24 protein-coding genes are annotated in these 23192 nt (G+C 64.8%); 5 read left to right on the forward strand and 19 right to left on the reverse strand.

What is annotated here, in order from left to right; translation table 11 throughout:
- The coding region (locus AOT83_RS27690) for an ammonium transporter (RefSeq protein ID WP_131726905.1) at positions 1–99 on the reverse strand (99 nt) is incomplete at its 3' end.
- A 165-nt stretch (positions 100–264) separates the two neighbouring features.
- The gene (gene ftsY, locus AOT83_RS24020; protein ID WP_075908793.1) at positions 265–1668 is read right to left on the reverse strand and encodes a signal recognition particle-docking protein FtsY; all 1404 of its coding nucleotides are present in this window, start codon (positions 1666–1668) and stop codon (positions 265–267) included.
- A 22-nt stretch (positions 1669–1690) separates the two neighbouring features.
- Between ftsY and fni the strand changes: the two genes are divergently transcribed.
- From fni to AOT83_RS24040, 4 genes are all read left to right on the forward strand, one after another.
- Positions 1691–2659, forward strand: coding sequence for a type 2 isopentenyl-diphosphate Delta-isomerase (gene fni / locus AOT83_RS24025; protein WP_057963676.1), 969 nt, complete (start codon positions 1691–1693; stop codon positions 2657–2659).
- A gap of 74 nt (positions 2660–2733) precedes the next feature.
- Positions 2734–3255 carry a protein disulfide oxidoreductase gene (locus AOT83_RS24030; RefSeq protein ID WP_030094051.1) on the forward strand — a complete coding sequence of 174 codons (522 nt, stop codon included), beginning with the start codon at positions 2734–2736 and terminating at the stop codon, positions 3253–3255.
- A complete protein-coding gene (locus AOT83_RS24035) occupies positions 3252–4088 on the forward strand; it encodes a cytochrome c biogenesis CcdA family protein (protein WP_199340806.1) in 837 nt (278 codons plus the stop codon). Before AOT83_RS24030 ends, AOT83_RS24035 begins: the two co-directional genes overlap by 4 nt.
- Positions 4089–4268: 180 nt before the next feature.
- Positions 4269–5105, forward strand: a complete 837-nt coding sequence (locus AOT83_RS24040; RefSeq protein ID WP_030094053.1) for a TIGR03620 family F420-dependent LLM class oxidoreductase — start codon at positions 4269–4271, stop codon at positions 5103–5105.
- Here AOT83_RS24040 and smc read toward each other — a convergent pair.
- From smc to AOT83_RS24055, 3 genes are read right to left on the reverse strand one after another with little or no spacing between them, the layout of a single operon-like run.
- A complete protein-coding gene (gene smc, locus AOT83_RS24045; protein WP_057963677.1) occupies positions 5073–8672 on the reverse strand; it encodes a chromosome segregation protein SMC in 3600 nt (1199 codons plus the stop codon). The genes AOT83_RS24040 and smc overlap by 33 nt on opposite strands.
- Before the next feature lie 26 nt (positions 8673–8698).
- Positions 8699–8977 carry an acylphosphatase gene (locus AOT83_RS24050; RefSeq protein ID WP_044103997.1) on the reverse strand — a complete coding sequence of 93 codons (279 nt, stop codon included), beginning with the start codon at positions 8975–8977 and terminating at the stop codon, positions 8699–8701.
- Positions 8967–9371, reverse strand: coding sequence for an OsmC family protein (locus AOT83_RS24055; protein ID WP_044103998.1), 405 nt, complete (start codon positions 9369–9371; stop codon positions 8967–8969). The genes AOT83_RS24050 and AOT83_RS24055 overlap by 11 nt, the downstream gene beginning before the upstream one ends.
- Here AOT83_RS24055 and AOT83_RS24060 point away from each other — a divergent pair.
- Positions 9362–9805 carry a hypothetical protein gene (locus AOT83_RS24060; protein ID WP_030094057.1) on the forward strand — a complete coding sequence of 148 codons (444 nt, stop codon included), beginning with the start codon at positions 9362–9364 and terminating at the stop codon, positions 9803–9805. The genes AOT83_RS24055 and AOT83_RS24060 overlap by 10 nt on opposite strands.
- Positions 9806–9809: 4 nt before the next feature.
- Here AOT83_RS24060 and AOT83_RS24065 read toward each other — a convergent pair whose 3' ends face one another.
- The 14 genes from AOT83_RS24065 to AOT83_RS24125 form a co-directional block, all read right to left on the reverse strand.
- Entirely contained in the window at positions 9810–10484 is a 675-nt protein-coding gene (locus tag AOT83_RS24065; protein WP_030094058.1) for a response regulator, read from the reverse strand.
- Entirely contained in the window at positions 10481–12976 is a 2496-nt protein-coding gene (locus tag AOT83_RS24070) for a sensor histidine kinase KdpD (protein WP_057963678.1), read from the reverse strand. Before AOT83_RS24070 ends, AOT83_RS24065 begins: the two co-directional genes overlap by 4 nt.
- A 10-nt stretch (positions 12977–12986) precedes the next feature.
- Positions 12987–13583 carry a potassium-transporting ATPase subunit C gene (locus AOT83_RS24075; protein WP_030094060.1) on the reverse strand — a complete coding sequence of 199 codons (597 nt, stop codon included), beginning with the start codon at positions 13581–13583 and terminating at the stop codon, positions 12987–12989.
- Positions 13584–13590: 7 nt separating this feature from the next.
- A complete protein-coding gene (gene kdpB / locus AOT83_RS24080; RefSeq protein ID WP_078313603.1) occupies positions 13591–15675 on the reverse strand; it encodes a potassium-transporting ATPase subunit KdpB in 2085 nt (694 codons plus the stop codon).
- Positions 15675–17393 carry a potassium-transporting ATPase subunit KdpA gene (kdpA, locus tag AOT83_RS24085; RefSeq protein ID WP_057963680.1) on the reverse strand — a complete coding sequence of 573 codons (1719 nt, stop codon included), beginning with the start codon at positions 17391–17393 and terminating at the stop codon, positions 15675–15677. The genes kdpB and kdpA overlap by 1 nt, the downstream gene beginning before the upstream one ends.
- Before the next feature lie 2 nt (positions 17394–17395).
- Positions 17396–17494 (reverse strand): K(+)-transporting ATPase subunit F, encoded by a 99-nt coding sequence (gene kdpF / locus AOT83_RS27130; protein ID WP_078286308.1) that lies wholly within the window; start codon positions 17492–17494, stop codon positions 17396–17398.
- A 163-nt stretch (positions 17495–17657) separates the two neighbouring features.
- A complete protein-coding gene (mutM, locus tag AOT83_RS24090) occupies positions 17658–18509 on the reverse strand; it encodes a bifunctional DNA-formamidopyrimidine glycosylase/DNA-(apurinic or apyrimidinic site) lyase (protein WP_057963681.1) in 852 nt (283 codons plus the stop codon).
- Complete coding sequence (gene rnc / locus AOT83_RS24095; RefSeq protein ID WP_057963682.1) at positions 18502–19212, reverse strand: ribonuclease III; 711 nt, start codon at positions 19210–19212, stop codon at positions 18502–18504. The genes mutM and rnc overlap by 8 nt, the downstream gene beginning before the upstream one ends.
- A complete protein-coding gene (locus AOT83_RS24100) occupies positions 19209–19745 on the reverse strand; it encodes a YceD family protein (protein ID WP_109365254.1) in 537 nt (178 codons plus the stop codon). Before AOT83_RS24100 ends, rnc begins: the two co-directional genes overlap by 4 nt.
- 10 nt (positions 19746–19755) lie before the next feature.
- The gene (sepIVA, locus tag AOT83_RS24105; RefSeq protein ID WP_030094066.1) at positions 19756–20493 is read right to left on the reverse strand and encodes a cell division protein SepIVA; all 738 of its coding nucleotides are present in this window, start codon (positions 20491–20493) and stop codon (positions 19756–19758) included.
- A gap of 106 nt (positions 20494–20599) precedes the next feature.
- Positions 20600–21085, reverse strand: a complete 486-nt coding sequence (gene coaD / locus AOT83_RS24110; protein WP_030094067.1) for a pantetheine-phosphate adenylyltransferase — start codon at positions 21083–21085, stop codon at positions 20600–20602.
- Entirely contained in the window at positions 21082–21642 is a 561-nt protein-coding gene (locus AOT83_RS24115) for an HdeD family acid-resistance protein (protein WP_030094068.1), read from the reverse strand. The genes coaD and AOT83_RS24115 overlap by 4 nt, the downstream gene beginning before the upstream one ends.
- 74 nt (positions 21643–21716) lie before the next feature.
- Positions 21717–22016: a lipoprotein LpqH gene (locus tag AOT83_RS28285; protein ID WP_232783307.1), complete on the reverse strand. Its 300-nt coding sequence runs from the start codon at positions 22014–22016 to the stop codon at positions 21717–21719.
- A 228-nt stretch (positions 22017–22244) separates the two neighbouring features.
- Positions 22245–23144 (reverse strand): DUF4253 domain-containing protein, encoded by a 900-nt coding sequence (locus AOT83_RS24125; protein WP_057963731.1) that lies wholly within the window; start codon positions 23142–23144, stop codon positions 22245–22247.
- Positions 23145–23192 lie beyond the last annotated feature (48 nt).

A 23192-nucleotide genomic window follows, 5' to 3' on the forward strand; every position in this document is an offset into this window, starting at 1 on the left:
CATGCCGCCATAGAAAAAAGCCAGGCCGGGCGTCATCAACAACACCAACGCGGCACTGGCCAGCATCCACGCAGTGTCACCGGTATTCGGGACACCCATAGTCGGGAAACCATCCACTAGCGGCATTCCTCTCGAGGATCTTGAAGCTTGAACTCTGCCCATGCAGAGTGCGCAGCGGATGTTTCCGAGAGAGCGCGTGTGTGTTTCGCGTCTGTTACCGGTTTCAGCGGGCAGGAGCGAAGCGACCCGGGATAGGCGGCGCCCTTACCCCAACAAGGCGTCGACGAAGGCCGGGGGCTCGAATGGGGCCAGATCGTCGGGGCCCTCCCCCAGGCCAACTAGCTTCACCGGCACGCCAAGTTCACGCTGCACGTGAAAAACAATGCCGCCCTTCGCTGTTCCGTCAAGCTTGGTGAGCGCCACCCCGGTGATGTCTACCACGTCAGCGAACACCCGGGCCTGCGCTAAACCGTTCTGCCCAATCGTGGAGTCGAGAACCAGCAGCACCTCATCGACCTCGGCACGCCGTTCCACGACACGTTTGATCTTGCCCAGCTCATCCATGAGTCCGGTCTTTGTGTGCAGTCGCCCGGCCGTGTCGATCACCACCACATCGGCACCTTCGCGGATCCCGGCGTCGACGGCGTCGAAGGCGACCGAGGCGGGGTCGGCACCCTCGGCACCCCGCACCACCTGAGCACCCACGCGCTGCCCCCAGGCCTGCAACTGGTCGGCCGCTGCGGCACGGAAGGTGTCCGCGGCCCCGAGCACCACCCGGCGTCCGTCGGCGACCAGCACCCGGGCCAGCTTGCCGACCGTGGTGGTCTTGCCCGTGCCGTTCACCCCGACGATGAGCAGCACCGAGGGTTTGTCGTTGTGCGGCAGCGCCTTGATCGACCGGTCGAGGTCGGGCTGCAGCTCATCGATGAGTACCTCGCGCAGCAGAGCCCGCGCCTGTGCCTCGGTGCGCACGCTGCGGGCGGCCATCTCGCTGCGCAGCCTGTCCACGATCGACGTGGTGACCGCGGTGCCGAGGTCGGCGATGAGCAGGGTGTCCTCGACCTCCTCCCACGATTCCTCGTCGAGGTCACCCGCACCCAGCAGGCCCAGCAGGCCCCGGCCCACGGCATTCTGCGAACTGGCCAGCCGTCCCCGCAATCGGTCGAGGCGTCCTGCCACCGGCGCGATCTCATCGAGCACCGCCGCCTGTTGCGGCTCTGGTTCGGCGACTGTCTCGGGCTCTGGTTCGGGCGCCGGTTCGGGTTCGGCGACCGCCTCGGGCTCTGGTTTGGGTGTCGCGGCGGGTTCAGGCTGCGGTTTCGGTTCAGCTGCGGGTTCAGGCAGCTGGACATTGGAGATGGTGCGCCGCGGCGCGTCCCGCGGAACTTCGGCGTCATCGCCCACACTGGGCACGGGAGTTGCCTGCGCTCCGCCCTCACTGAAGGTGATGGTGGACCCGGCGCTGTATCCGCCGGAACGGTCGGCCGGTGTGGCGCCCTCGGTGATCCCCGTGTTTGTGTCGGAACGTGTCAGGCTGATACGACGGGAGCGGTAACGCACCAGTCCGAAGACCAATGCAGCAAAAACCACGACGGCGACGATCGCGATGGCGATCCACACTTCAAAAGGCACCAGGGCATTGTTACAGGAACGCAAGAAGCGCCACATTGACGCCTGCCTGAGCGATCCAGTGCAGTACGTCACCCGAACCACGGGACTGGAACGACTCGACCTGCCTTATATGGCGTTACCCAATTCCAGCCTCGCCGGGGTTGACCTGTCCACCGGGTTTCTGGGCAAGCGATTGGCCGCTCCTGTTCTCATCGGAGCGATGACCGGCGGCGCGAAACTTTCGGCCACCATCAATCGCAATCTCGCGGCCGCCGCCCAAGAGCTGGGCATCGGCATGATGCTGGGTTCGCAACGGGTGATGCTGGTCGACCCTGACAGCGCGGCGACGTTCGCGGTGCGCGAGGTAGCACCCGACATCCTGCTGATCGGCAACATCGGGCTGGCACAGCTCGGCAACACCGCGGCCGCCGCGCAGCTCAACGACCTGGTGCAGCGGGTGGGGGCGGATGCGCTGGCGGTGCACACCAATCCGCTGCAGGAGGCGGTACAGCCCGACGGCGACACCGATTTCACCGGTCAGGTGTATCGGCTCGCCGAGCTGACCCACGCGGTCGAATTTCCGGTGCTCCTCAAGGAGGTCGGCCATGGCATCAGTGGCGCCGCAGCGCGCCGCCTCAGCGGATGCCGTCTTGCGGCCATTGATGTCGCCGGCGCGGGCGGCACGTCCTGGGCCCGGGTGGAGCAGTTCGTCAGGTTCGGCGCCATCACCTCTCCCGAGCTCGCCGAATGGGGTATCCCGACAGCCGATGCGCTCGCCGAGGTGCATGCCGAGCTGCCGCACCTGCCTCTCGTCGGCTCGGGCGGCATACGCACCGGGATGGACGCTGCCAAGGCGATCGCACTGGGCGCCAGCGTCGTGTCGGTCGCGCTCCCTCTCTTGGCACCGGCGGTGCAGTCGCCGCAGGCAGTGATCGCCTGGCTCGAACAATTCCTCGACGAGCTGCGCATCGCCATGCACTGTGCCGATGTCAATACGATCGCCCAGCTGCGGCGAGTTTCACTGCGTCCGCGCTCAAGCCCCCGCTAAACAGGCCAGACCCGTCATACACTGCGGGAGTCACACCGTGTTGGCTGTGTTTTGGGTCCCAGGAGGTTCTTGGCATGAATATCCAATTCGGGGGACGTAATAAATTTCGGGCCGTGGCGCGGACCCTTGCGGTCACCGTCGCAGTGTTGTTGATATCGGCCGGCATCGTCCGGGCGCCTGTGGCGCGAGCCGATTCCCTGCTCGATTTCACCGGAACCACCGTCTCGGGCGCGCCCTTCAACGGTGCCAGCCTCAAGGGCAAGCCGGTCGTGCTGTGGTTCTGGGCCGCCTATTGCCCGTTCTGCAACGGCGAGGGACCGCATGTGAGTGCGGTATCGGCGGCTAATCCCCGCGTCACCTTCGTCGGCATCTCCGGCCGCGGTTCGGTGGGAGAAATGGAGGGATTCATTTCGCGCTACAACCTTCACTTCACCAACCTCAACGACGCCGACGGTTCGTTGTGGCGGCAGTTCGGTGTGCCCTGGCAGCCGGCCTACCTGTTCATCAACTCCAACGGCACCTCGGACTTTGTGAACAACCCGACATCGTCGATGTCCGAACAGGAGCTCAGCGACCGGGTGAAGGCACTGACCTGACCTCGCTTGCCTTTGCAGCCGGGCTGATCGCCGCGCTCAACCCGTGCGGATTCGCCTTATTGCCGGTCTACCTCGCCCTTGTGGTGCGCGGACCCGGTGCCGAAATCGGCAAGTCGCGGGCTTTGGCTCGCGCGGTCATCGCCACCATGGTGATGGCAGCCGGGTTCGTCGCGGTCTTCACCGTTTTCGGGTTGTTGACGGTGTCGGTGGCGTCCGTGGTGCAGCGGTATCTGCCGTTTGTGACGGTGGTCTTCGGAATCGGCCTGGTGATCCTCGGTCTGTGGCTGTTGTCCGGCCGCGACATCATCGCGCTCATGCCCAAAGTGCTGGATGCCAATGCCCCCACCACCCGGCTGGGCTCCATGTTCGGCTACGGCGTGGGATACGCGGTGGCCTCGTTGTCCTGCACCATCGGCCCCTTCCTGGCAGTCACCAGTACCACCTTTGAAAGCGGCTCCCTGTTCGACGGTGTCATGGTCTATCTGGCGTACGCCTCCGGTATCACCCTGGTGGTGGGCACGCTGGCCGTGTCCACCGCATTGGCAAGCACGGTGCTGCTGAACGCCATGCGGCGCGCATTGCCCTATCTGAATCGGATCAGCGGCGCCATCCTTCTGGTAGTCGGCGCCTACGTGGGCTATTACGGCAGCTACGAGGTCAGGCTGTTCCACGCCAACGGCAACCCCGACGACCCGATCATCAACGCGGCCGGGAAGATTCAGCGCACAATCTCAGGCTGGGTGTATCTGCACGGCGCCTGGCCGTGGTTGTTCATCCTCGGGCTGGTGGCGGTCGGCGCGGCCATTTGGTGGCGCAATACTGCGAAGGAATAGCTCATCGGGCGTAGCATCATATGCATGACTAGCAATGAGACCGTCGCGCCCGAGACCTCTGCGAGCTGCGACAACCCGAACTGCACCTGCACCAACTGTCAGTGTGGGGCCAATTGCTCCTGCGGCTCCGATAAGTAGCTTCTGGGAATACTCACGGCGCACACGCGCGTTCGCCGTGAGGTGACCACACCAGAGTTCGCACCGTACGGCTTCTTCACCCTCTACTCGGCGGTGGACGCAGATCTCTTGCGCGCTGTCGAGGATCTGGGCTTCGACACAGCGTGGCTGGGTGGTTCGCCTCCCGCCGATTTACCGTGGGTTGATCCGTTGCTGTCCGCGACCGAGCGGATCCGGATCGTGACCGCGATCGTGAACATCTGGTCCGCGCCCGCTCGCGAGGCCGGTGCATCGTGGCAGCGCATCGAGGCCGCTCATCCCGGGCGGTTCATTCTGGGCATTGGCGCCGGCCACCCGGAAATCGACAGCGGCGTCGCCTACAAGCCTTACACCGGACTCGTCGACTACCTCAATGTTCTCGACGAAGTCGGTGTGCCCCAGGAGGGCCGGGCACTCGCCGCACTGGCCGAGAAGTCGCTCAAACTTGCCGTAGACCGCTCCGCGCTGGCCCACCCATACCTCACAACCCCCGCGCATACCCGTTGGGCACGTGAACTTCTGGGACCCGACGCGATCATCGTGCCGGAGCAGAAAGTGGTACTCACCACCGATGCCGACGAGGCCCGCGCGCTCGGCCGCCAGGCGCTGGACATGTACCTGGGCCTGACCAACTACCTGACCATGCTGGAGCGTTTCGCGGGCAGCAAGGAGGATCTGGTCAAGCCCGGTAGCGACAAACTGGTCGATGCCCTCATCGCCTACGGCACTCCGGAACAGATCGCGGCCCGGCTGCAGGAGCACCGGGATGCCGGTGCCACCCAAGTGGCCATCCAGGTATTGGGTGATCCCGCCAAACGTGCTGAGGCGCTAGGTGTTTTGGCCCGCGAGCTGAGTCTCTAGGCCGCGCATACGCTGCGATACCACCTGCGTGATGCCGTCATCGCGCATGCTGACGCCGTAGAGCGCGTCCGCGACCTCCATCGTCGGCTTCTGGTGCGTGATCACGATGAGCTGCGACTTCTCCCGCAGTTGCTCGAACAGTCCGATCAGGCGCTGCAGGTTGACGTCGTCGAGCGCGGCTTCGACCTCGTCCATCACGTAGAAGGGCGAGGGCCGCGCGCGGAAGATTGCGACCAGCATGGCGACCGCGGTCAGTGACTTCTCGCCACCGGAGAGCAGTGACAGGCGCTTGACCTTCTTACCCGGGGGGCGCGCCTCCACTTCGATACCGGTGGTGAGCATGTCGTTGGGGTCGGTGAGCACCAACCGGCCTTCACCACCGGGGAACAAAGACGAGAACACGCCCTTGAACTCGTGTTCCACATCGGCATACGCCTCGGTGAAGACCTGCAGAATGCGCGCGTCGACGTCGGCGACGACGTCGAGCAGATCCTTGCGGGCCGCCTTGACATCCTCGAGCTGCGTGGACAGGAAGTTGTAGCGCTCCTCCAGAGCCGCGAACTCTTCCAGGGCAAGAGGATTAACCTTGCCGAGCTCGCGTAGGTCCTTCTCGGCGCGCTTAGCGCGGCGCTCCTGAGTGTCCCGATCGAACGGCATGGGCTGCGGCGCGCTCACCTGCTCACCACGCTCGCGGGCCTGCTCGTATTCGTCTAGTTCCTGCTGCGAGGGCGGCAACTCGACATGCGGACCGTACTCGGCGATGAGGTCGTCGGCGGCCATACCGAACTGTTCGAGTACCTGCTCGGAGAGCTGCTCGATGCGCAGGGCCGCTTGGGCTTTGGCAACTTCATCGCGATGCAGCGCATCGGTCAGACGCGCCAGGCTCTGCGTGTGTTCGCGGACTTCCTCACGCACCGCACCCATCGCGGCGGTGTGTTGCGCGCGGGTCGCGCCGAGCAGGTCCCGGCGCGCGGACGCCGCGGCGACCACGTGTTCAAGGCGAGCCGCAACCAACCGTCCCGACTCGGCCACCGCGGCCGCCACCGCGGCCGCCCGCATCCGGCTGGCCGCCGCTCGCTCAGCCCGCACACGCGCCTCGCGCTCGGCCGTAGCGGCACGGCGCAACGAATCAGATTTACCGCGAACGGAATTCACCCGTTCCTCGGAGGTACGTACCGCCAGGCGCGCCTCGATCTCAACCGAACGCGCCTCTTCCAGTTCGATGGCCATGTCGTCGCGGTCAATCGGCTCGTCGTCGAACAGGTTGGGCGCCTCTTCGGCATTGCGCAGCCGCGACTCGACCTCAGCCAGCTCCTCCATCGTCTTGGCGCGGCCCAGTTCGAGCTGATCACGTTGCAGGGTGAGCTTTTTCACCTCGTCGGAGGCAACACGGACGTCTTGGCCGACCCGGCCCAGCTGCTCATACACCGCGGAGATGGCCGCATCGGATTCATTGAGAGCGGCCAGGGCCTGCTCGGCGGTGTCCTGACGGGCGGTCTGCTCCGCCAGCGCGCCGGCCAGCGCGGCGGAAATCTCGCCCACCTGAGTCTCGGTGGCCCGCAGCTCTTCTCCGGCAGCCTCGATGGCGGCCTGGACCTCCAGCGTGCTCTGCTTCTTGTCGGAGCCGCCCGCAACCCACCCGGCGCCTACCCGGTCGCCGTCAATGGTCACGGCCCGCAGCAATGGGTTGGCCAGCACCACTTCGATGGCGGCGCCCAGCTCATCGACGACGACCACCGAGGCCAGCATTGCCGACACCGCCGTGGCCAGCCGCTCGGGCGCCTCCACCAGATCGGCGGCCCAGTGCGCCCCGGGCGGCAGAGCGATCGCCGGACGTGTGTGCGTGTGTGCGGGCCAGTCGCCGAACACAATCGCTGCGCGTCCGCCGTCGGAAGCCTTCAGCGCGGCCACCGCTGCCTGCGCCGCAGCGGGATTCTCGGCGGCCACCGCGTCCGCGGCCGGGCCCATCGCGGTCGCGATGGCGCCCTGATAACCGGGCCGCACCTTGACCAGCTGCGCGATAGATCCGAAAATTCCTGCACCACTGCGATTCTCAGCGAGCCAGGCCGAGCCGTCCTTGCGTTCCAGGCCAATGGCCAGCGCGTCGATACGCGCCTTGAGCGAGGCGATCTGCCGTTCGGCCTGCCTTTCGGCCGACTGCAGCTCCGCCACACGTTCATTGGCGATCGACAACGCCGAGACCGAGCGCTCGTGGTGCTCGTCCAGTCCAACCTCGCCCTGGTCCAGCTCGGCCACCCGCGCCTTGACCGTGTCGAACTCGGTCTGTGCGACCTCGCCGCGCACCGTCGCCTCCCCGATCGCATCGGTGAGTCGCTGCGCCTGACCGTCAATCGATTCCAGTCGCGTACGCATCGTGTCGACCTGACCGGTAAGCCGGGCCAGGCCCTCACGGCGGTCCGCCTCGGCAGCGACAGCGGCCAGGTGTTGGCGCTGCGCCTGCGCGACGGCAGCCTCCTTGGCCGACAACTCGGCCTTCGCGGTGGTCAGCTGCTCGGTGACCGTTTCCAGCTGCGCGATCAGCAGTCGTTCCTGCTCGGCCACGCGCTCCGCCTGCGCCTCCAGCTCTTCAGGATCCGGTCCAGTCGGCGCGGTGACGACTTCATCGAGGTGGCTGGCCCGCTCGCCCGCGATCCGGACCGTGGCGCTGACCCGTTCGGCGAGCGCCGAGAGCCGGAACCAGGTCTGTTGCGCCAGCTCGGCCTGCGGCATGAGCTCGCTCAGTGCCGTCTCGTGCTCGGTCAGCAGGGCGGTAGCCACGTCGAGCTTCTCGCTGATCTCCGCGTGTTGCTTGCGCAGCGCCGTCTCGGCATCGTTGGTTCCGTCGAAGTCCGCCCGGCGAGTCACCAGGTCATCGGCGGCCAGACGCAGTCGTGCATCGCGCAGATCGGCCTGCACTGTGGCGGCGCGGCGCGCAACTTCGGCTTGGCGGCCAAGGGGTTTGAGTTGACGACGTAACTCGGTGGTGAGGTCGGTGAGCCGGGCCAAGTTGGCGGCCATCGACTCGAGCTTGCGAACCGCCTTTTCCTTGCGCTTACGGTGCTTGAGCACACCGGCCGCTTCCTCGATGAAGGCGCGACGATCCTCCGGTCGCGATTCCAGGATTTGCGACAGGCGCCCCTGCCCGACGATGACGTGCATTTCCCGTCCGATGCCCGAGTCGGACAGCAGCTCCTGGACGTCCATCAGCCGGCAGCTCTGGCCGTTGATCTCGTACTCACCGGCGCCGTCCCGGAACATCCGGCGGGTGATCGACACCTCGGAGTATTCGATCGGCAGCGCGTGGTCGGAATTGTCGATCGTCAGGGTCACCTCAGCACGGCCCAACGGTGCGCGGGTCGACGTCCCCGCGAAAATGACGTCTTCCATCTTGCCGCCGCGCAGGGCCTTGGCGCCCTGTTCGCCCATCACCCAGGACAAGGCATCCACAACATTGGACTTACCCGAGCCATTGGGGCCGACGACGCAGGTGATACCCGGCTCCAGACGCAGAGTCGTCGGCGAAGCAAAGGACTTGAAGCCCTTCAGCGTCAGACTCTTGAGGTGCACAGCGGGCCAGAATACCGGTCTTGGCGCTAACGCTCGCTAAACCCGGAAACAGGCTCGCCGGGCTGCTGCCAGCTATCCACCACAAGATCTACGCGACCTGGCGTTTCACCGCTGTTCAACTTGGCAAGCAGCTGTTCACACTCGGCCTTGTCCCCTTGCGCGACGACGTGTACCCGGCCGTCGCGTGCGTTCGCGGCATATCCGGTCAGGCCGAGTTCAAGGGCGCGGGATCGCACCCACCAGCGGAACCCGACCCCCTGGACATGTCCGTGCACCCAGGCGTCAAGGCGGACCTCAGGACTCAATACTGAAGTTCACCTCGGCTCCGGCTTTCAGGGTGCGCCCCACCGTGCAGACCTGGTCGACGGCACGTTCCACGACGGTCAGTACCCGCGCGCGTTCCTCGGGTGTGAGCGCGCTGAGATCGATGACCATCTTCTCGTCGAGCACCGGGTAGCGCTCCTGCTCCCGATCGGCCGGGCCGCTGACATCGATGCGCACCTGGTAGTCCTCGCCCAGGCGGCGGGCCAGGGGCTGGTCGCTGGACATCCCGCTACAGGCCGCAAGCGCGATCTTGAGCAGCTCACCGGGGGTGAAGACCCCGTCGACAGTCTCTGATCCGATCAGCACTTCGGCACCCCGGGAGCTATGTCCCGTGTAGCGCCGATTGCCCGTACGCTCTACCCATAATGACGTCACGCCCGCAATGCTATGTAATCGCCGCCATCACGGCCGCGATGGCGTTCTGCGCCTCATTTTTCTCTGCGCCAACTGCCGCGGCGGAACCCATAGTGGCGCTAGAGTCACTCTTGCTGCGTCCGTACAGCGAGGTACGGGCGCAGTTGTTGTCTGGTTCGTGGGCGCCTCGCATCGAGGAGCTGGTGTACATCCCGCCCGGCGATCCCAAGATCGTGCCGACGTCCGCCATGCGGCAGACCTTCACGGTGGTCGATACCTGCTTCACCAAACGGATCACTCCGATGGGTATCTACCTTCTGCTGGCCTCACCGGAAACCGTTGAGAAGGTCGGTGCCGACAATTTCCGGGCCACCTACGGTCAGTTGGTGCCCAAGTACCGTCCGGGTTGCGATCCCGACGTTCAACAGATCGATCTGGGCCGCCCACCCTTCTGACCTGTCACTCCTGGAAGCGGTATCCCATCCCCGCCTCGGTGAGCAGGTGTTTCGGATGAGCCGGATCGATCTCCAGTTTGCGTCGTAGCTGCGCCAGATACACACGTAGATAATGAGTTTCGGAGCTGTACGCCGGGCCCCAGACCTCGTGGAGCAGCTCCTTCTGCCCGACAAGTTTTCCGCGGTTACGCACCAGCACCGCCAGCATCGACCATTCGGTAGGCGTCAGATGCACTTCCCTGCCATCGCGAATCACCTTGTGCGACGAAAGATCCACGTCGAATGTTTCGGTGCGGACCACCGGCTCGGCACTGTCCGGTGTGCCGCGGCGCACCGCTGCCCGCAGACGGGCCAGGAATTCGTCCATGCCAAAAGGTTTGGTCACATAGTCGTCGGCACCTGCATCGAGTGCCTCCACCTTGTCTGCCGAGTCGGTGCGCGCCGAAAGCACGATCACCGGAACCTCGGTCCAGCCGCGCAGCCCGGCGAGCACCTCGGTGCCATCCATATCCGGCAACCCGAGATCCAGAATGACCACCTCGGGCTGGGTCTCGGCGGCCGCGCGCAGAGCACCCGCCCCCGAGGATGCCGTCACCACCTCATAGCCACGCGCCGACAGATTGATCCGCAAGGCGCGCAGGATCTGCGGTTCGTCGTCAACCACCAGCACCCGTGTCATCGCAGCACTCCGACACTCGGTAGATCAACGATCATGGTCAGACCGCCGCCTGCCGTGTCGGTCGCGTTCACCGTGCCCTCCATTGCTTCCACGAAACCCCTCACCACCGAAAGTCCCAGCCCCACACCCACTGTGTTGTCACGATCGCCGAGCCGCTGGAACGCATCGAAGGCAGCACCGCGTTTGGACGCCTCCAGCCCTTTCCCGTGGTCGGCGACGATCACCAGCGTGCGGTCCTCTACCTCCTCGTAGCTGACCAGCACCTCTGCCTGTGAGTATCGCAGCGCATTGTCGACAAGGTTGGCCAATACGCGTTCCAGTAGGCCCGGGTCTGCCCGGACCACGGCACCGTTCAGGTCCAGATGTACCCGTTTGCGATCGTTCTCGGTGGCCCCCAGAAGGGCTCGATGCGCGATTTCCTCGACGTACACCGGCACCGCGCGGGGTTTCACGACCCCCGCCGCCAGCCGTGACGAGTCCAGCAGATTGCCCACCAGCGCCGTCAGTTGATCGGTCGACTCCTCCACGGTGGCAAGTAGTTCGGCAGTGTCCTCCGGCGAGAACTCGATGTCCGGACTGCGCAGGCTTGACACGGCGGCCTTGACCGCGGCGAGCGGTGTACGCAAGTCATGGCTCACCGCAGACAACAGTGCCCGCCGTAACCGGTCGGCCTCGGCAAGGGCAGAGGCCTGTGACGCTTCCTCGGCCAGCCGCGCCGAACGAACCAAACCGACCGCCGTTCCGGCGACCACCTGCAGCACCCGCGCGTCGGCGGAGGGCACCGGCGGCCCATTGAGCGCCAATGCGTACGCGCCATCGTCGACCCGGAACACCGAGTCGGCTTCGGACTCCCGTGTGGGCGGGTGGTCCCCGACACTCGCCACGGCCGGTCCCTCCGCGCACAGCAGACTCACCGCGGTCTGGTTGTAGGTGGTGCGTACCCGCTCCAGAAGGGCCGAGAGATCCGAATTCACCAGGACGCCACCGGCGAAGAGCGCCAGCAGCTCGGCTTCACGGGCGGCCCGCCTAGCCTGCCGAGCGCGCGTGGCGGCCACGTCGACGAGCGCCGCGACCGCGACGGCGGTCACCATGATCATCAGGATGGTCAGTGCGTTGTCGGTCTCGCCGATGGTGAAGCTGTAGCGCGGAGAAACGAACAGATAGTTGAGTAGCAGCCCGGAGATGACGGCCGACACCAGCGCGGTCGACACACCGCCGAGCAATGAAACTGCCAGCACCGCAATGAGAAACAACGCGCTTTTGCTGCCGACCCCGAGCGCGGAGTCGAAGAAATGAATGAACAACGCGGTGGCCGGCGGCACCAGGATCGCCGCCAGCCAGTTGATGATCAGGCGCTTGCGTCCCTCTTGCGGCATGGACCCACTGCGCAGCCTCACTGGCCCGGCGTGCCCATGCGTCACCATGTGCACGTCGATGGCGCCGGAGTCTCGGATGACCGCCGCGGCCACCCCTTCGTCGAAGATCCTGGCCCATCGCGAACGCCGTGAGGTGCCCAACACCAACTGGGTGGCGTTGACACCGCGGGCGAAGTCGAGCAGCGTCTGCGGTACATCGTCTCCGGTGACGGTCTGCACCGAGGCCCCAATATCGTTGGCCAGCCGGCGTACCCGCGCCATGACCGCCGTCGATGCCCCGACCAGTCCGTCGCCCCGCACCACATGGACTACCAGGAGTTCGGCGCTCGACTTGGCGGCGATACGGCTTGCCCGCCGCACCAGAGTCTCCGATTCAGGACCCCCCGTGACCGCGACGACTACGCGCTCACGTGCCTCCCAGGTCTTGGTGATCCTGTTATCCGAACGGTACTTGGCAAGCGCGGCGTCCACCTGATCGGCGAGCCACAGCAGCGCCAGCTCACGCAGCGCCGTCAGATTGCCCGTCCGGAAGTAGTTACTCAGCGCCGATCCCACCTTTTCCGGCGCATAAACATTGCCGTGAACCATCCTGCGCCGCAATGCCTCCGGCGTGATGTCCACGAGCTCAACCTGCTCGGCACGTCGCACCACAGCATCGGGGACGGTCTCGCGCTGCACGATTCCGGTGATCTGTTCGACAACGTCGTTCAGGCTTTCCAGGTGCTGCACGTTGATGGTGGTCAGCACATCGATCCCGGCGTCCAGGATCTCGTCGATATCCTGCCAGCGCTTGGGATTCCGGCTACCCGGCGCATTGGTGTGCGCCATCTCGTCGATGAGTACCAGCGCCGGCTTGCGGGCCAGCACCGCATCGACATCCAGCTCGTGCATGAGCGTGCCGCGGTAGGTCGTCTCCTTGGGCGGAATGAGCTCTAAGCCGTCGAGCATCTCCGCGGTCTTGGAGCGGCCATGAGTTTCTACCGTTGCCGCGACCACATCGGTGCCACGTCCGGCCCGGCGGTGTGCCTCGTTGAGCATGGCGTAGGTCTTTCCTACACCGGGTGCGGCCCCCAGGTAGATCCGCAAAGTCCCGCGTGCGCGAAGACCGTCAGGCACCGTCTCTCCTTCATCGGCAGGGTGGGCCGGTCAGGCCCAGTGCCACGTTCAGTGTGGGGACGTTGACGCGCGGCTCTCCCAGAATGCCCCATTGCCGGGAAGACGTGTGTGCTTGTACCAACTCCGCGAGCCGCGCCGTGCCCACGCCGGTGGCCGCCGCCACCCGCGGTATCTGCAGCGCCGCATACTCCGGGCTGATATCGGGGTCCAGACTCGAACCGGAACCGGTCACCGCGTCGGCGGGAATCCGTGCGGGATCAACGCTCTCGCGCCGGGCGATGGTGGCGCGGCGAGTATCGATATCCGTCTTCAGCTTCTCACTGTTCGGTCCCTGGTTGGAGGGCACTCCGGCGGCGGGATCGCCACTGGCCCGGGTGTGGAAGTAGGGATCCGAGCCGGAGGCTTGTGGGTCCACCCCGATGAGTGCGGACCCGACGACACAGCCGTTGCGGTCCGTAAGGGGTGAGCCCTCCGCGGATCTGGAATCGATGCGGCCGAATAGCCACACCGCGGCCGGGTACGCGATACCGAGTACCACGGTGAGCGACAGCAGCACGACCAGGCCTGCCACACACTGCCGCAGCCACGCGATGGAGATCTTCGTCATTACCAACTCACCCAATTCCCGGTATGAAACGCACAACCAGATCGATCAGCCAGATCCCCACGAACGGAACGATCACGCCGCCAAGCCCGTAGATCAACAGATTTCGCCGCAACAACTCCCCCGCGCCCACCGGCCGGTAACGAACACCCTTGAGCGCCAACGGCACCAGCGCGATGATCACCAGAGCGTTGAAGATGACGGCAGAGAGGATCGCCGACTGCGGAGTGGCCAGTCGCATGATGTTGAGCTCACCCAGCTGCGGGTAGATGCCGCTGAACAACGCGGGCAAGATCGCAAAGTACTTCGCGAGGTCATTGGCCAGCGAGAAAGTGGTCAGCGCGCCCCGGGTGATCAGCAGCTGCTTGCCGATGGCCACCACGTCGATGAGCTTGGTGGGATCGGAGTCCAGGTCCACCATGTTCCCGGCTTCCTTGGCGGCCGAAGTCCCGGTGTTCATGGCCACACCCACGTCCGCCTGCGCCAGGGCCGGGGCGTCGTTGGTGCCGTCACCGGTCATCGCGACGAGCCGACCGGCCTTCTGCTCCCGGCGCAGCAACTCCAGCTTGTCCTCCGGGGTGGCCTCCGCGACGTAGTCGTCCACACCGGCCTCGGCGGCGATCTGCTTGGCGGTCAATGGGTTATCACCGGTCACCATGACGGTGCGTATTCCCATGGCTCGCATCTGGGCGAAGCGTTCGGCCATGCCGGGTTTGACGACATCGGAGAGCCGAATCACGCCCAGCAGCCGAGTCTCGGTGCCGTCATGATCGGCCACCACCAACGGGGTGCCGCCCTCGCTGGCCACCTGATCTGCGACCTTGCGGACCACGACCACCGCAGGGTCATCCTCCTGAACACCGGACAGGCTTGCCACCCAGGTAAACACCGCATCGGCGGCGCCCTTGCGGATCTGCTTGCCGTCGGTGGTATCCAAACCGCTCATCCGGGTGGCCGCGGTGAAGGCCACAAACTCGCCCTCATGCGAGCCCTCATCGCTTACTTTCCCCGTGGGTTCGCTCCCGCCGGCGGCCAGTTCCACAATGCTGCGACCCTCGGGGGTCTCGTCGGCAAGGCTCGAGGCCCGCGCGGCCTGGGCCAGGGCTTCGTGCGTGATACCGGGCGCCACAATGAATTCGGTGGCCTGCCGGTTACCGAAGGTGATAGTGCCGGTCTTGTCCATCAGCAGGACGTCGATGTCACCGGCTGCCTCCACCGCTCGCCCCGACTTGGCCAGCACGTTGTGCTGCACCAAACGATCCATGCCCGCGATACCGATCGCCGACATCAGAGCGCCGATGGTGGTGGGAATCAAACAGACGAGCAATGCGATGAGCTTGATCGGATCCTGTTGCTCACCCCCGTAATTGCCCATCGGGCCCAGCGCGACGACGGCCAGCAGGAAGATGATGGTGAGGGAGGCCAACAGGATGTTGAGCGCGATCTCGTTAGGCGTCTTCTGACGCGCAGCGCCCTCCACGAGCGCGATCATCCGATCGACGAAGGACTCACCGGGTGCCGCCGTGATCTCTACGACGATCCGGTCCGACAGCACGGTGGTGCCGCCGGTGACGGCGCACCGGTCACCCCCGGATTCTCTGACCACGGGCGCTGATTCACCGGTGATGGCCGACTCGTCGACCGTCGCGATGCCCTCCACTACGTCGCCGTCACCGGGAATTACCTGGCCGGCCTCGACCACGACGCGATCACCTGGCCGCAACGCACTCCCTGCGACCTCCTCCTCCATCTCGTTCCCATGGCCGTCCCCCACCAGCTTGCGGGCGACCGTGTCACGCTTGACCTCTCGCAGGCTCGCCGCCTGCGCCTTTCCGCGCCCCTCGGCGACAGCTTCGGCCAGATTCGCGAATACCACCGTGAACCACAACCAGGCGGTGATGGCCCACGCGAAGATCGACGGATGCAGTGCGGCGAGCACGGTGGTGGCCACCGACCCGACGGTCACCACGAACATCACCGGGTTGCGGGCCATATGCCGCGGATCCAGCTTGCGCACGGCAAGCGGAAGCGCCTTGACCAACTGGGTGGGGTCGAAGACTCCGGTACTGACTGTGCTCTTACTGGTCTTGGACACTATAGGACAGCCTCGGCGATCGGTCCCAGCGCCAGGGCTGGGAAGAAGGTGAGTGCGGCCACCAAGAGAACGGTGCCGGTATGCAATCCGGCGAACATGGGGCCGTGGGTGTGCAGAGTTCCGGCCGACACCGGTGTCTTCTGCTGAGTGGCAAGCGATCCGGCCAGCGCCAGCGTGAAGATGATGGGCAGGAAGCGGCCCAGCAGCATCGCCACGCCAAGGGATGCCTGGAACCAGTGGCTGGTCACCGTGAGCCCACCAAAGGCGCTGCCGTTGTTGTTGGCGGCCGAGGCGTAGGCGTACAACACTTCAGAGAACCCGTGGATGGACTGCGCACTGCCCGGATCTCCGCTGTTGCCTTGATATCCGGGAGTGGTCGACAGAGCCACCGAGATGCCGGTGCCGATAAGTACCAGGGCCGGCATGACGAGCACGGACAGCGCGGCCATGGTGATCTCGCGTCGTCCGATCTTCTTGCCCAGGAATTCCGGTGTGCGGCCCACCAATAGGCCGCCGACGAACACCGCGATGATGGCCAGCACCAGAATCCCGTAGAGGCCGGTGCCGACACCACCCGGCGCGATCTCGCCGAACAGCATGTTCAAGATCAATGCTCCGCCGCCGGCGGCGGTGAAGCTGTCATGGGCGGCATCTACAGCGCCCGTGGAGGTTCCGGTGGTCGCCACCGCGAACAAGCTGGTCGCGGGAATGCCGAATCTGACCTCCTTGCCTTCCATCATGGCACCGGCCGCCTGCGCGGCGATGCCGCGCGGAGTCGACTCCGCCCAGGTGACAAATGCCAGCATGCCGCCGAAAAGGGTGGCCATTACGGACAGGACGGTCAGGCCCTGGCGCTTGTCTCCCACCATCGTTGAGTAGCTGCGGGTCAGGCACACCGGGACGATGAGGATGGCGAGAATCTCGACGATGTTGGTCAGCGGCGTCGGGTTCTCGAAGGGGTGCGCCGAGTTCGCGGCCAGAATGCCACCGCCGTTGGTTCCGACTTCCTTGACGGCCTCCTGCGAGGCGACCGGGGCCAGCGCGATGTGTTGCGCCGTGCCGTCGAGCGCTGTCGCATCGAAATGCGTATACAGCGACTGAATGGTGCTCTGGGACAACAGGATCAGTGCGACCACAAATGACAGGGGTAGGAGAATCCTTAAACTTCCCCGCACCAGGTCAACCCAGAAATTGCCGAGTTCTCCCCCGGTCGTGGTTCGCACGATGCCGCGAATCAGTGCCACCGCGACTGCCAGCCCGACAGCCGCGGAGACAAAGTTCTGCACGGCCAGTCCAACCATCTGGGTCAGGTTGGTCATGGTTGTCTCGGGTGTGTACGACTGCCAGTTGGTGTTCGTCACGAAGGAAACCGCGGTGTTGAAGGCCACCGCGGGGCTCACCGCGCCCAGGTCGCCAGAAAGCGGTAACACACCCTGGATACGTTGCAGCAGATAGAGGAAGAGCACACTCGCGAACGAAAATCCCAGCAGCGACAGGGTGTATCCCACCCATGTCTGCTCGGTCTCCGGATCCACCCGGCCCGCGCGGTAGATCACGCGCTCGACGAGCGAATGCTTGACGGTTGATGGGCCGCTTGCGCGCAGAGAATGCGGGCCTGTGAAAACGCGCGCCATGTAGTCCCCCAAGGGGACGTACGCGATAGCGAGCACCAGAATGACGAAGCCGATCTGAAGACCGGCCGCCAGAGCGGAATTCACCGTTAGAACCTTTCCGGGTCGAGCAGTGCGACCACCAGATACACAACGAGCGCGGCCGACAAGATAATCAGCACAATGTTGGTGATGACGTCGATGGTCATCGCGCCTGCAATCCGCGCACGACGGCGACGCACAAGGCGAAGCCCACGACGATCAGGACCAGGTACCAGAAATCAACCACGCAGGAATCATGATCCCGGCCGAGGGCACTACCTGCGTTCTTTACGCGTCCCTGACGGGCGCATCGGGCCTCTTGACGCGCTATTAACGGGGTTCAACCAGCCGTTGACAGCCCGGGCAGAAGTACGACGACCGGTTCATGAAAGCCTCCCGGCGCATGGCGCGTCCGCAGCGCCGGCATGGCTCACCCTCGCGTCCGTACGCCTCCAAAGAGCGCTCGAAGTAGCCGGATTCGCCGTTCACATTCACATAGAGATCGTCGAACGAGGTACCGCCCTGTGCGAGCGCCAGACGCATGACACCGGCCGCACTGTCTAGCACCTCGGTGAGCTTGGCACGGCTCATGCCGTCGGTGAGCCGACGTCCGTGCACCTTCGCCTGCCAGAGAGCCTCGTCGGCATAGATGTTGCCGACACCGGACACCACGGTCTGATCGAGCAGCGCCCGTTTGATCTCGGTGTGCTTACCGCGCAGCCGGGTAACCACGGCCGACGCGTCGAATCGTTCATCGAGCGGATCTCGCGCGATATGGGCGACCGGCTCCGGGAGGTCGCTGCCATCGACGGTGACCACATCGGTCACCATCCAGCCGCCAAAGGTGCGCTGATCGACGAAGCTCAATACCGATCCGTCATCGAGTGTCACGGCAATACGCAAATGCTGCGGCCGGGAAATGGGTCCGATGAGCATCTGGCCGCTCATCCCGAGATGGACCACCAGCGCCTGTCCCTCGCCCAGCGTCAACCAAAGATACTTGCCCCGGCGACCGGTACCGCTGATCTGTTGTCCGGCAAGCAGTCCCGCCAGCTCGACGGCGCCTCCGGGCTGCCTGCGCACGGCCCGGTCATGGTGCACAGACGCGAATCCGATGGTCTTTCCGACGAGGTGATGGTGCAGCCCACGGCGGACCACCTCCACCTCGGGAAGCTCAGGCACTTGACCCGTTGATGCCGTTCCAAGCCTCCGAGGCCGCCCGCTGTTCGGCTTCCTTCTTGGACCGGCCGACTCCCACGCCATGCGCGGCGTCGTTGACCATCACGGTGGCGGTGAATTCCTTGTCATGATCGGGCCCGGTCGAGGTAACCACATACGACGGTGCACCCCAACCCTTTTCGGCAGTCAGTTCCTGCAGGCTGGTCTTCCAGTCCAGACCGGCACCGAGCTTGGGCGCGGTCTCCAGGAGCTGGCCGAACAAACGCAGCACGACCGCGCGCGCGACCTCGAGCCCATGCTCCACGTAGACCGCACCCAGAATCGACTCCATGCCGTCGGCAAGAATGCTGGACTTGTTGCGGCCGCCCGTGTTCTCCTCGCCCTTGCCGAGAAACAGGTGCGCGCCCAAACCGTTGCCGGTCAGGCCGCGTGCCACTCCAGCGAGGGCCTGGGTATTGACGATGCTGGCACGCAGTTTCGCTAAATCACCCTCCGAGCGGTCGGGATGACCGTGGTACAGCGTCTCGGTGATCGTCAGGCCAAGCACGGCATCGCCGAGAAACTCCAACCGCTCGTTCGTGGGCAGGCCACCGTTCTCGTACGCATAGCTGCGGTGCGTGAGCGCCAGCGTCAGTAGATCGTCGCCGACCCTTACCCCAATCGCCGCGCGCAGATCGTCGTACCGATTCTCTGGGGCAGGGCTCACTGGTCGTCACCGAAATTGGCGAGTTTGGCCCAACGCGGATCGATCTTGTCGTGGTGGTGACCGGCTTCGGCGGTCGCCATAACGATGCCGCAGTCGGGGCAGAGGCCCGGGCAATCTGGCCGGCACAGCGGTGCCAATTCCAGGTCGGGCACGATGGCATCGACGATGGTCTGTTCAAGGTCGACAAGGCCGTCCACAACCCGGTGTATCTCGTCTTCCTCGGTGGTCGCCTCGGTCTCACTATCCGGGTACGCGAAGAGCTCGGTGAGATACGCATCCGCATGGCCCGTAATCGGCTCCAGACAGCGTGAGCATTCCCCCGCGAGGTCTCCGGCGATGGTTCCGGTGACGAGAACGCCCTCCGAAACCGCTTCGACACGTAGATCCATATCGACGTCCGCGCCCTCGGGGATCGCGATCAGGTCGTTGCCGATGCGCACCGGGCTAGCGACGGTGCGCTCGATCTCCTGCATCGACCCAGGACGCCGCCCAAGCCCGAGGGCCAGGACATCAAGAACGAAAGGTCCCGGCATGAACCCAATCTTAACGCTGCACGTAGTCGTGGGTACCAGCGCCGGTGCGCAGCTGATGACGGCCGCGGCCCACCGAGCGCAGCGTGCCGTTGAGGTAGTCCTCGAACTCGGCCAGCTTGTTGTCGACGTAGATGTCGCATTCACCACGCAACCGGTCGGCTTCGGCGTGGGCCGCATCGATCAGCCGGGTGGACTCGGCGTTGGCCGCCTGCACGACTTCCGTCTGGGCCACCAGGCGCTGCTGCTCCTTGATGCCTTCCTGCACGGCCTTGTCGTAGGAAGCGTTACCCGAGTCGACCAGGCGATCTGCCTCCGCCTTGGCCCGGGCAACGGTGCTCTCCTGCTCACGCTTGGCGTTGGCCAGCGTGCGGGCCGCTTCTTCACGCGCCTCACCGACGGTCTGCTCAGCGTGGTTACGCGCCTCGGCAACCATGCGATCGGCCTGCGACTTGGCGTCGGCCAGTAGCCGGTCGGCCTCGTTGCGGGCATGGCTGAGCGTCTGCTCAGCATCGGCGTTCGACTGGCCGATCACCGTCTCGTGATGCTCCTTGGCCTCACGCAGCAACGCATCGCGGGCATCCAGAACATCCTGGGCGTCATCGAGCTCGCCGGGAATGGCGTCCTTGATGTCGTCGATCAGCTCAAGGACATCGCCGCGGGGCACGACGCATCCGGCGGTCATCGGAACGCCGCGCGCTTCTTCAACAATGGCGCCCAGCTCGTCGAGCGCTTCAAATACTCGGTACACGGCTACACCCTTCACGCGAGTTTCCACTGTTACCAGTGTGCCTGGTGTGACTGCTGTGACCGTGCTAGCTGACCGGTGTGTCGGCTATTTCTGCGCGGCCTGTTTTCTATTGTGCCTGGCCACGCAGTTTCCCGAGAAGTCGTTGATGAACAGAAGGAGGCAGCAACGCCGAGACATCTCCCCCGTACGTCGCCACCTCCTTGGCAAGCGAGGACGACACGAACGAATACGCCGGGGCGGTAGCGACGAAGAAGGTGTCCACACCGGCGATGTGTTTGTTCATCTGAGCCATCTGGAGTTCGTATTCGAAGTCGGTGCCGGTACGTAGCCCCTTGACGATCGCACCCAGACCCCGCGCTCTCACGAAGTCGACCAGCAGCCCCTGCCCCGATTCGACGCGCAGATTGGGCAGATCGGCTGTGGCCTCGCGGATCATCTCGATGCGCTCGTCGATGGTGAACATGCCCGCTTTGTTGGGGTTGATCAACACCGCGACGACGACCTCATCGAACTGCGCCGCGGCTCGTTCGAAAACATCCAGATGCCCGAGGGTTACCGGATCGAACGAGCCGGGGCAGACAGCTCCCGTCATGCGGACGATTTAGTGGCCGAGCGAATGCCGATACCGCTACCGATTTGCAGTACGCCGATCACGATGAGCCAGATACCGACGACCAGCGTGAGGGTCAAGATCGAGCTGATCGGGTAGACGATGAGCACGATGCCCGCGATTGTCGAGATGATTCCGCTGAAGATCTGCCAGCCCCGTCCGGGAAGTTCCTTGTCACCGACGGCCGTGATGGTGCCCGCAATGCCCTGGGCGATCCAGCCGACGCCAATCCAGATGGCCAGCAGCAGAATCGAATTCAGCTCGTCCTTGAAGCACAACACACCGAGGACGAACGAGATCACGCCGGTGAGGAACAACAGAACCCTCATCCCGGCCGACGACACCGGCAGCGTGAAGGCGAAAACGACCTGAGCAATACCGGATATCAATAGGTACGCGCCGAAAGCGTATGCGGCGACCAGCACGGTGATTTGAGGCCATATCAGCACCACGGCGCCAACGATTACCGCCAAAACTCCTGATACCACCGCTGTCTTCCAGAGGTGCTTGACGAGGTCCTGCCCGACACTTGTAGTCATGGACCTAAGGGTATTTCCTCGGCAACGGTGGCGGGGCGATTCGTGCCGTGCGTTACAGACTCACCATGATTCTGTTATCTCCTGGCTGGGCAGGTGAACTCAAGTTCGAAGGTCGCGGGTGTACTCAAACCGGCGGTGGCGGTGCCGGAAATCTTGTAGGACTGCGCGGACTTGGTCACCGTCGGCTCAGTCGCACCATGCCCCGAGTTGTACATAACCGGGTGGCCATCGATGATTCCCAGGGTCAAACTCTTCAGGGTCGGGTTATCGCCCGCTGCCAGCGTGGCGGCGATCGCATCATTCTCGCTACCGATGTTCACGAAGGTCATATCGGCCGCGGTAACGCACTCGACCCGATTCTCAACCGATCTCACGACACCGTCGACAACTACACGTGGACCGGCCGCCTGGCCACCACTTGCCGCGCTCGACGCCGGATTGCTTACCGGCGAGTCGTGTCGCAAGCCTCCGCCCGACGAACAGCCGGCAAGCCACACGACGGCCGACAACGCACCACTCACCATTACTACGCCGCCGTAACGCATGTGCGCCTCCCGTCTTACCCGGCCGAAGATCCGATTCAGACTAGTGCGGCCATTGCGCTAGTCCCACCAAAACTTCCAGGTTCGCGCACCACTGATCTGGCGGGCATAGGCGCTCAAGGTACCCGCGCCCTGATCGATGTTGTCGGGACAGAACCCGTAGTGCTCGTAGCCGACCGCTACCGAAAGATCAGCGCCCGGCGGCCGCGTGACTTCCACGTCGATGGCGTCGAAATCCACGCTTGTGAGCACCGCACCAAACCGGTCTTCCCAGGACCGGAGAACCGCCGCCAGCGCAGCCTCGGAGAGGTCGTAGTTCACGCCGTGTGTCCATCCCAGGGCATTGAGCGCGTCGGCCGGACGTGCCGTGGGCACCAGAATCAGCAGCGAGCCCTGCTCCAGGTGATCCGCGGTCAACGGGAGTGCACGCTGGGGCGGCTGAGTACGCTGCTCGAGCGTGATGGGCACAACCGGCACGTCGACGGCCGCAGCATTGGCAGACGAAACCTCTTTCACAAGAAAGGATTTCGCGTCAACGGCGTCAACATCGGCGGGCTCGGCAAGGTGCCGAAGGTCTTCGGCGTCCGACCATGGCCGACGCAAATCTCCACTGAGCCCACGGGAGGCCAAGGGCCACAGCCCCGTTCGATCGAAGCGGCCCGCCAAACGCAACCAGAGCGATTGGATGTCAACCACCGCGGCATTGCTCACCCACGCCAGCGAACGGCCCGCCGGGCTGATGATCAGATGCCCTTCGGGCAGCTTGATACCGTCCACGCTCCACTTGGCAGCGTTCTCGGGACGAGGCAGCTGACCCGCGTGTTCGGCATGCACCGGCACCAGAAGCTCGGCGTAGGCGGGCAGATCATGCGCGGGTTCGGGATTTCCCACAATCGCGCGCGTACTCCAGTAGGCCTGACCGAACAGATACGACAGCCCGAGCACGAGGACGGCGACGATTGCGCTCAGCGATGTCCACCCTTTTGGCCCCACCCTCGCAGATTAGCT

Source organism: Mycobacteroides sp. H001 (assembly GCF_001440005.1).
Taxonomy (GTDB): domain Bacteria; phylum Actinomycetota; class Actinomycetes; order Mycobacteriales; family Mycobacteriaceae; genus Mycobacterium; species Mycobacterium gwanakae.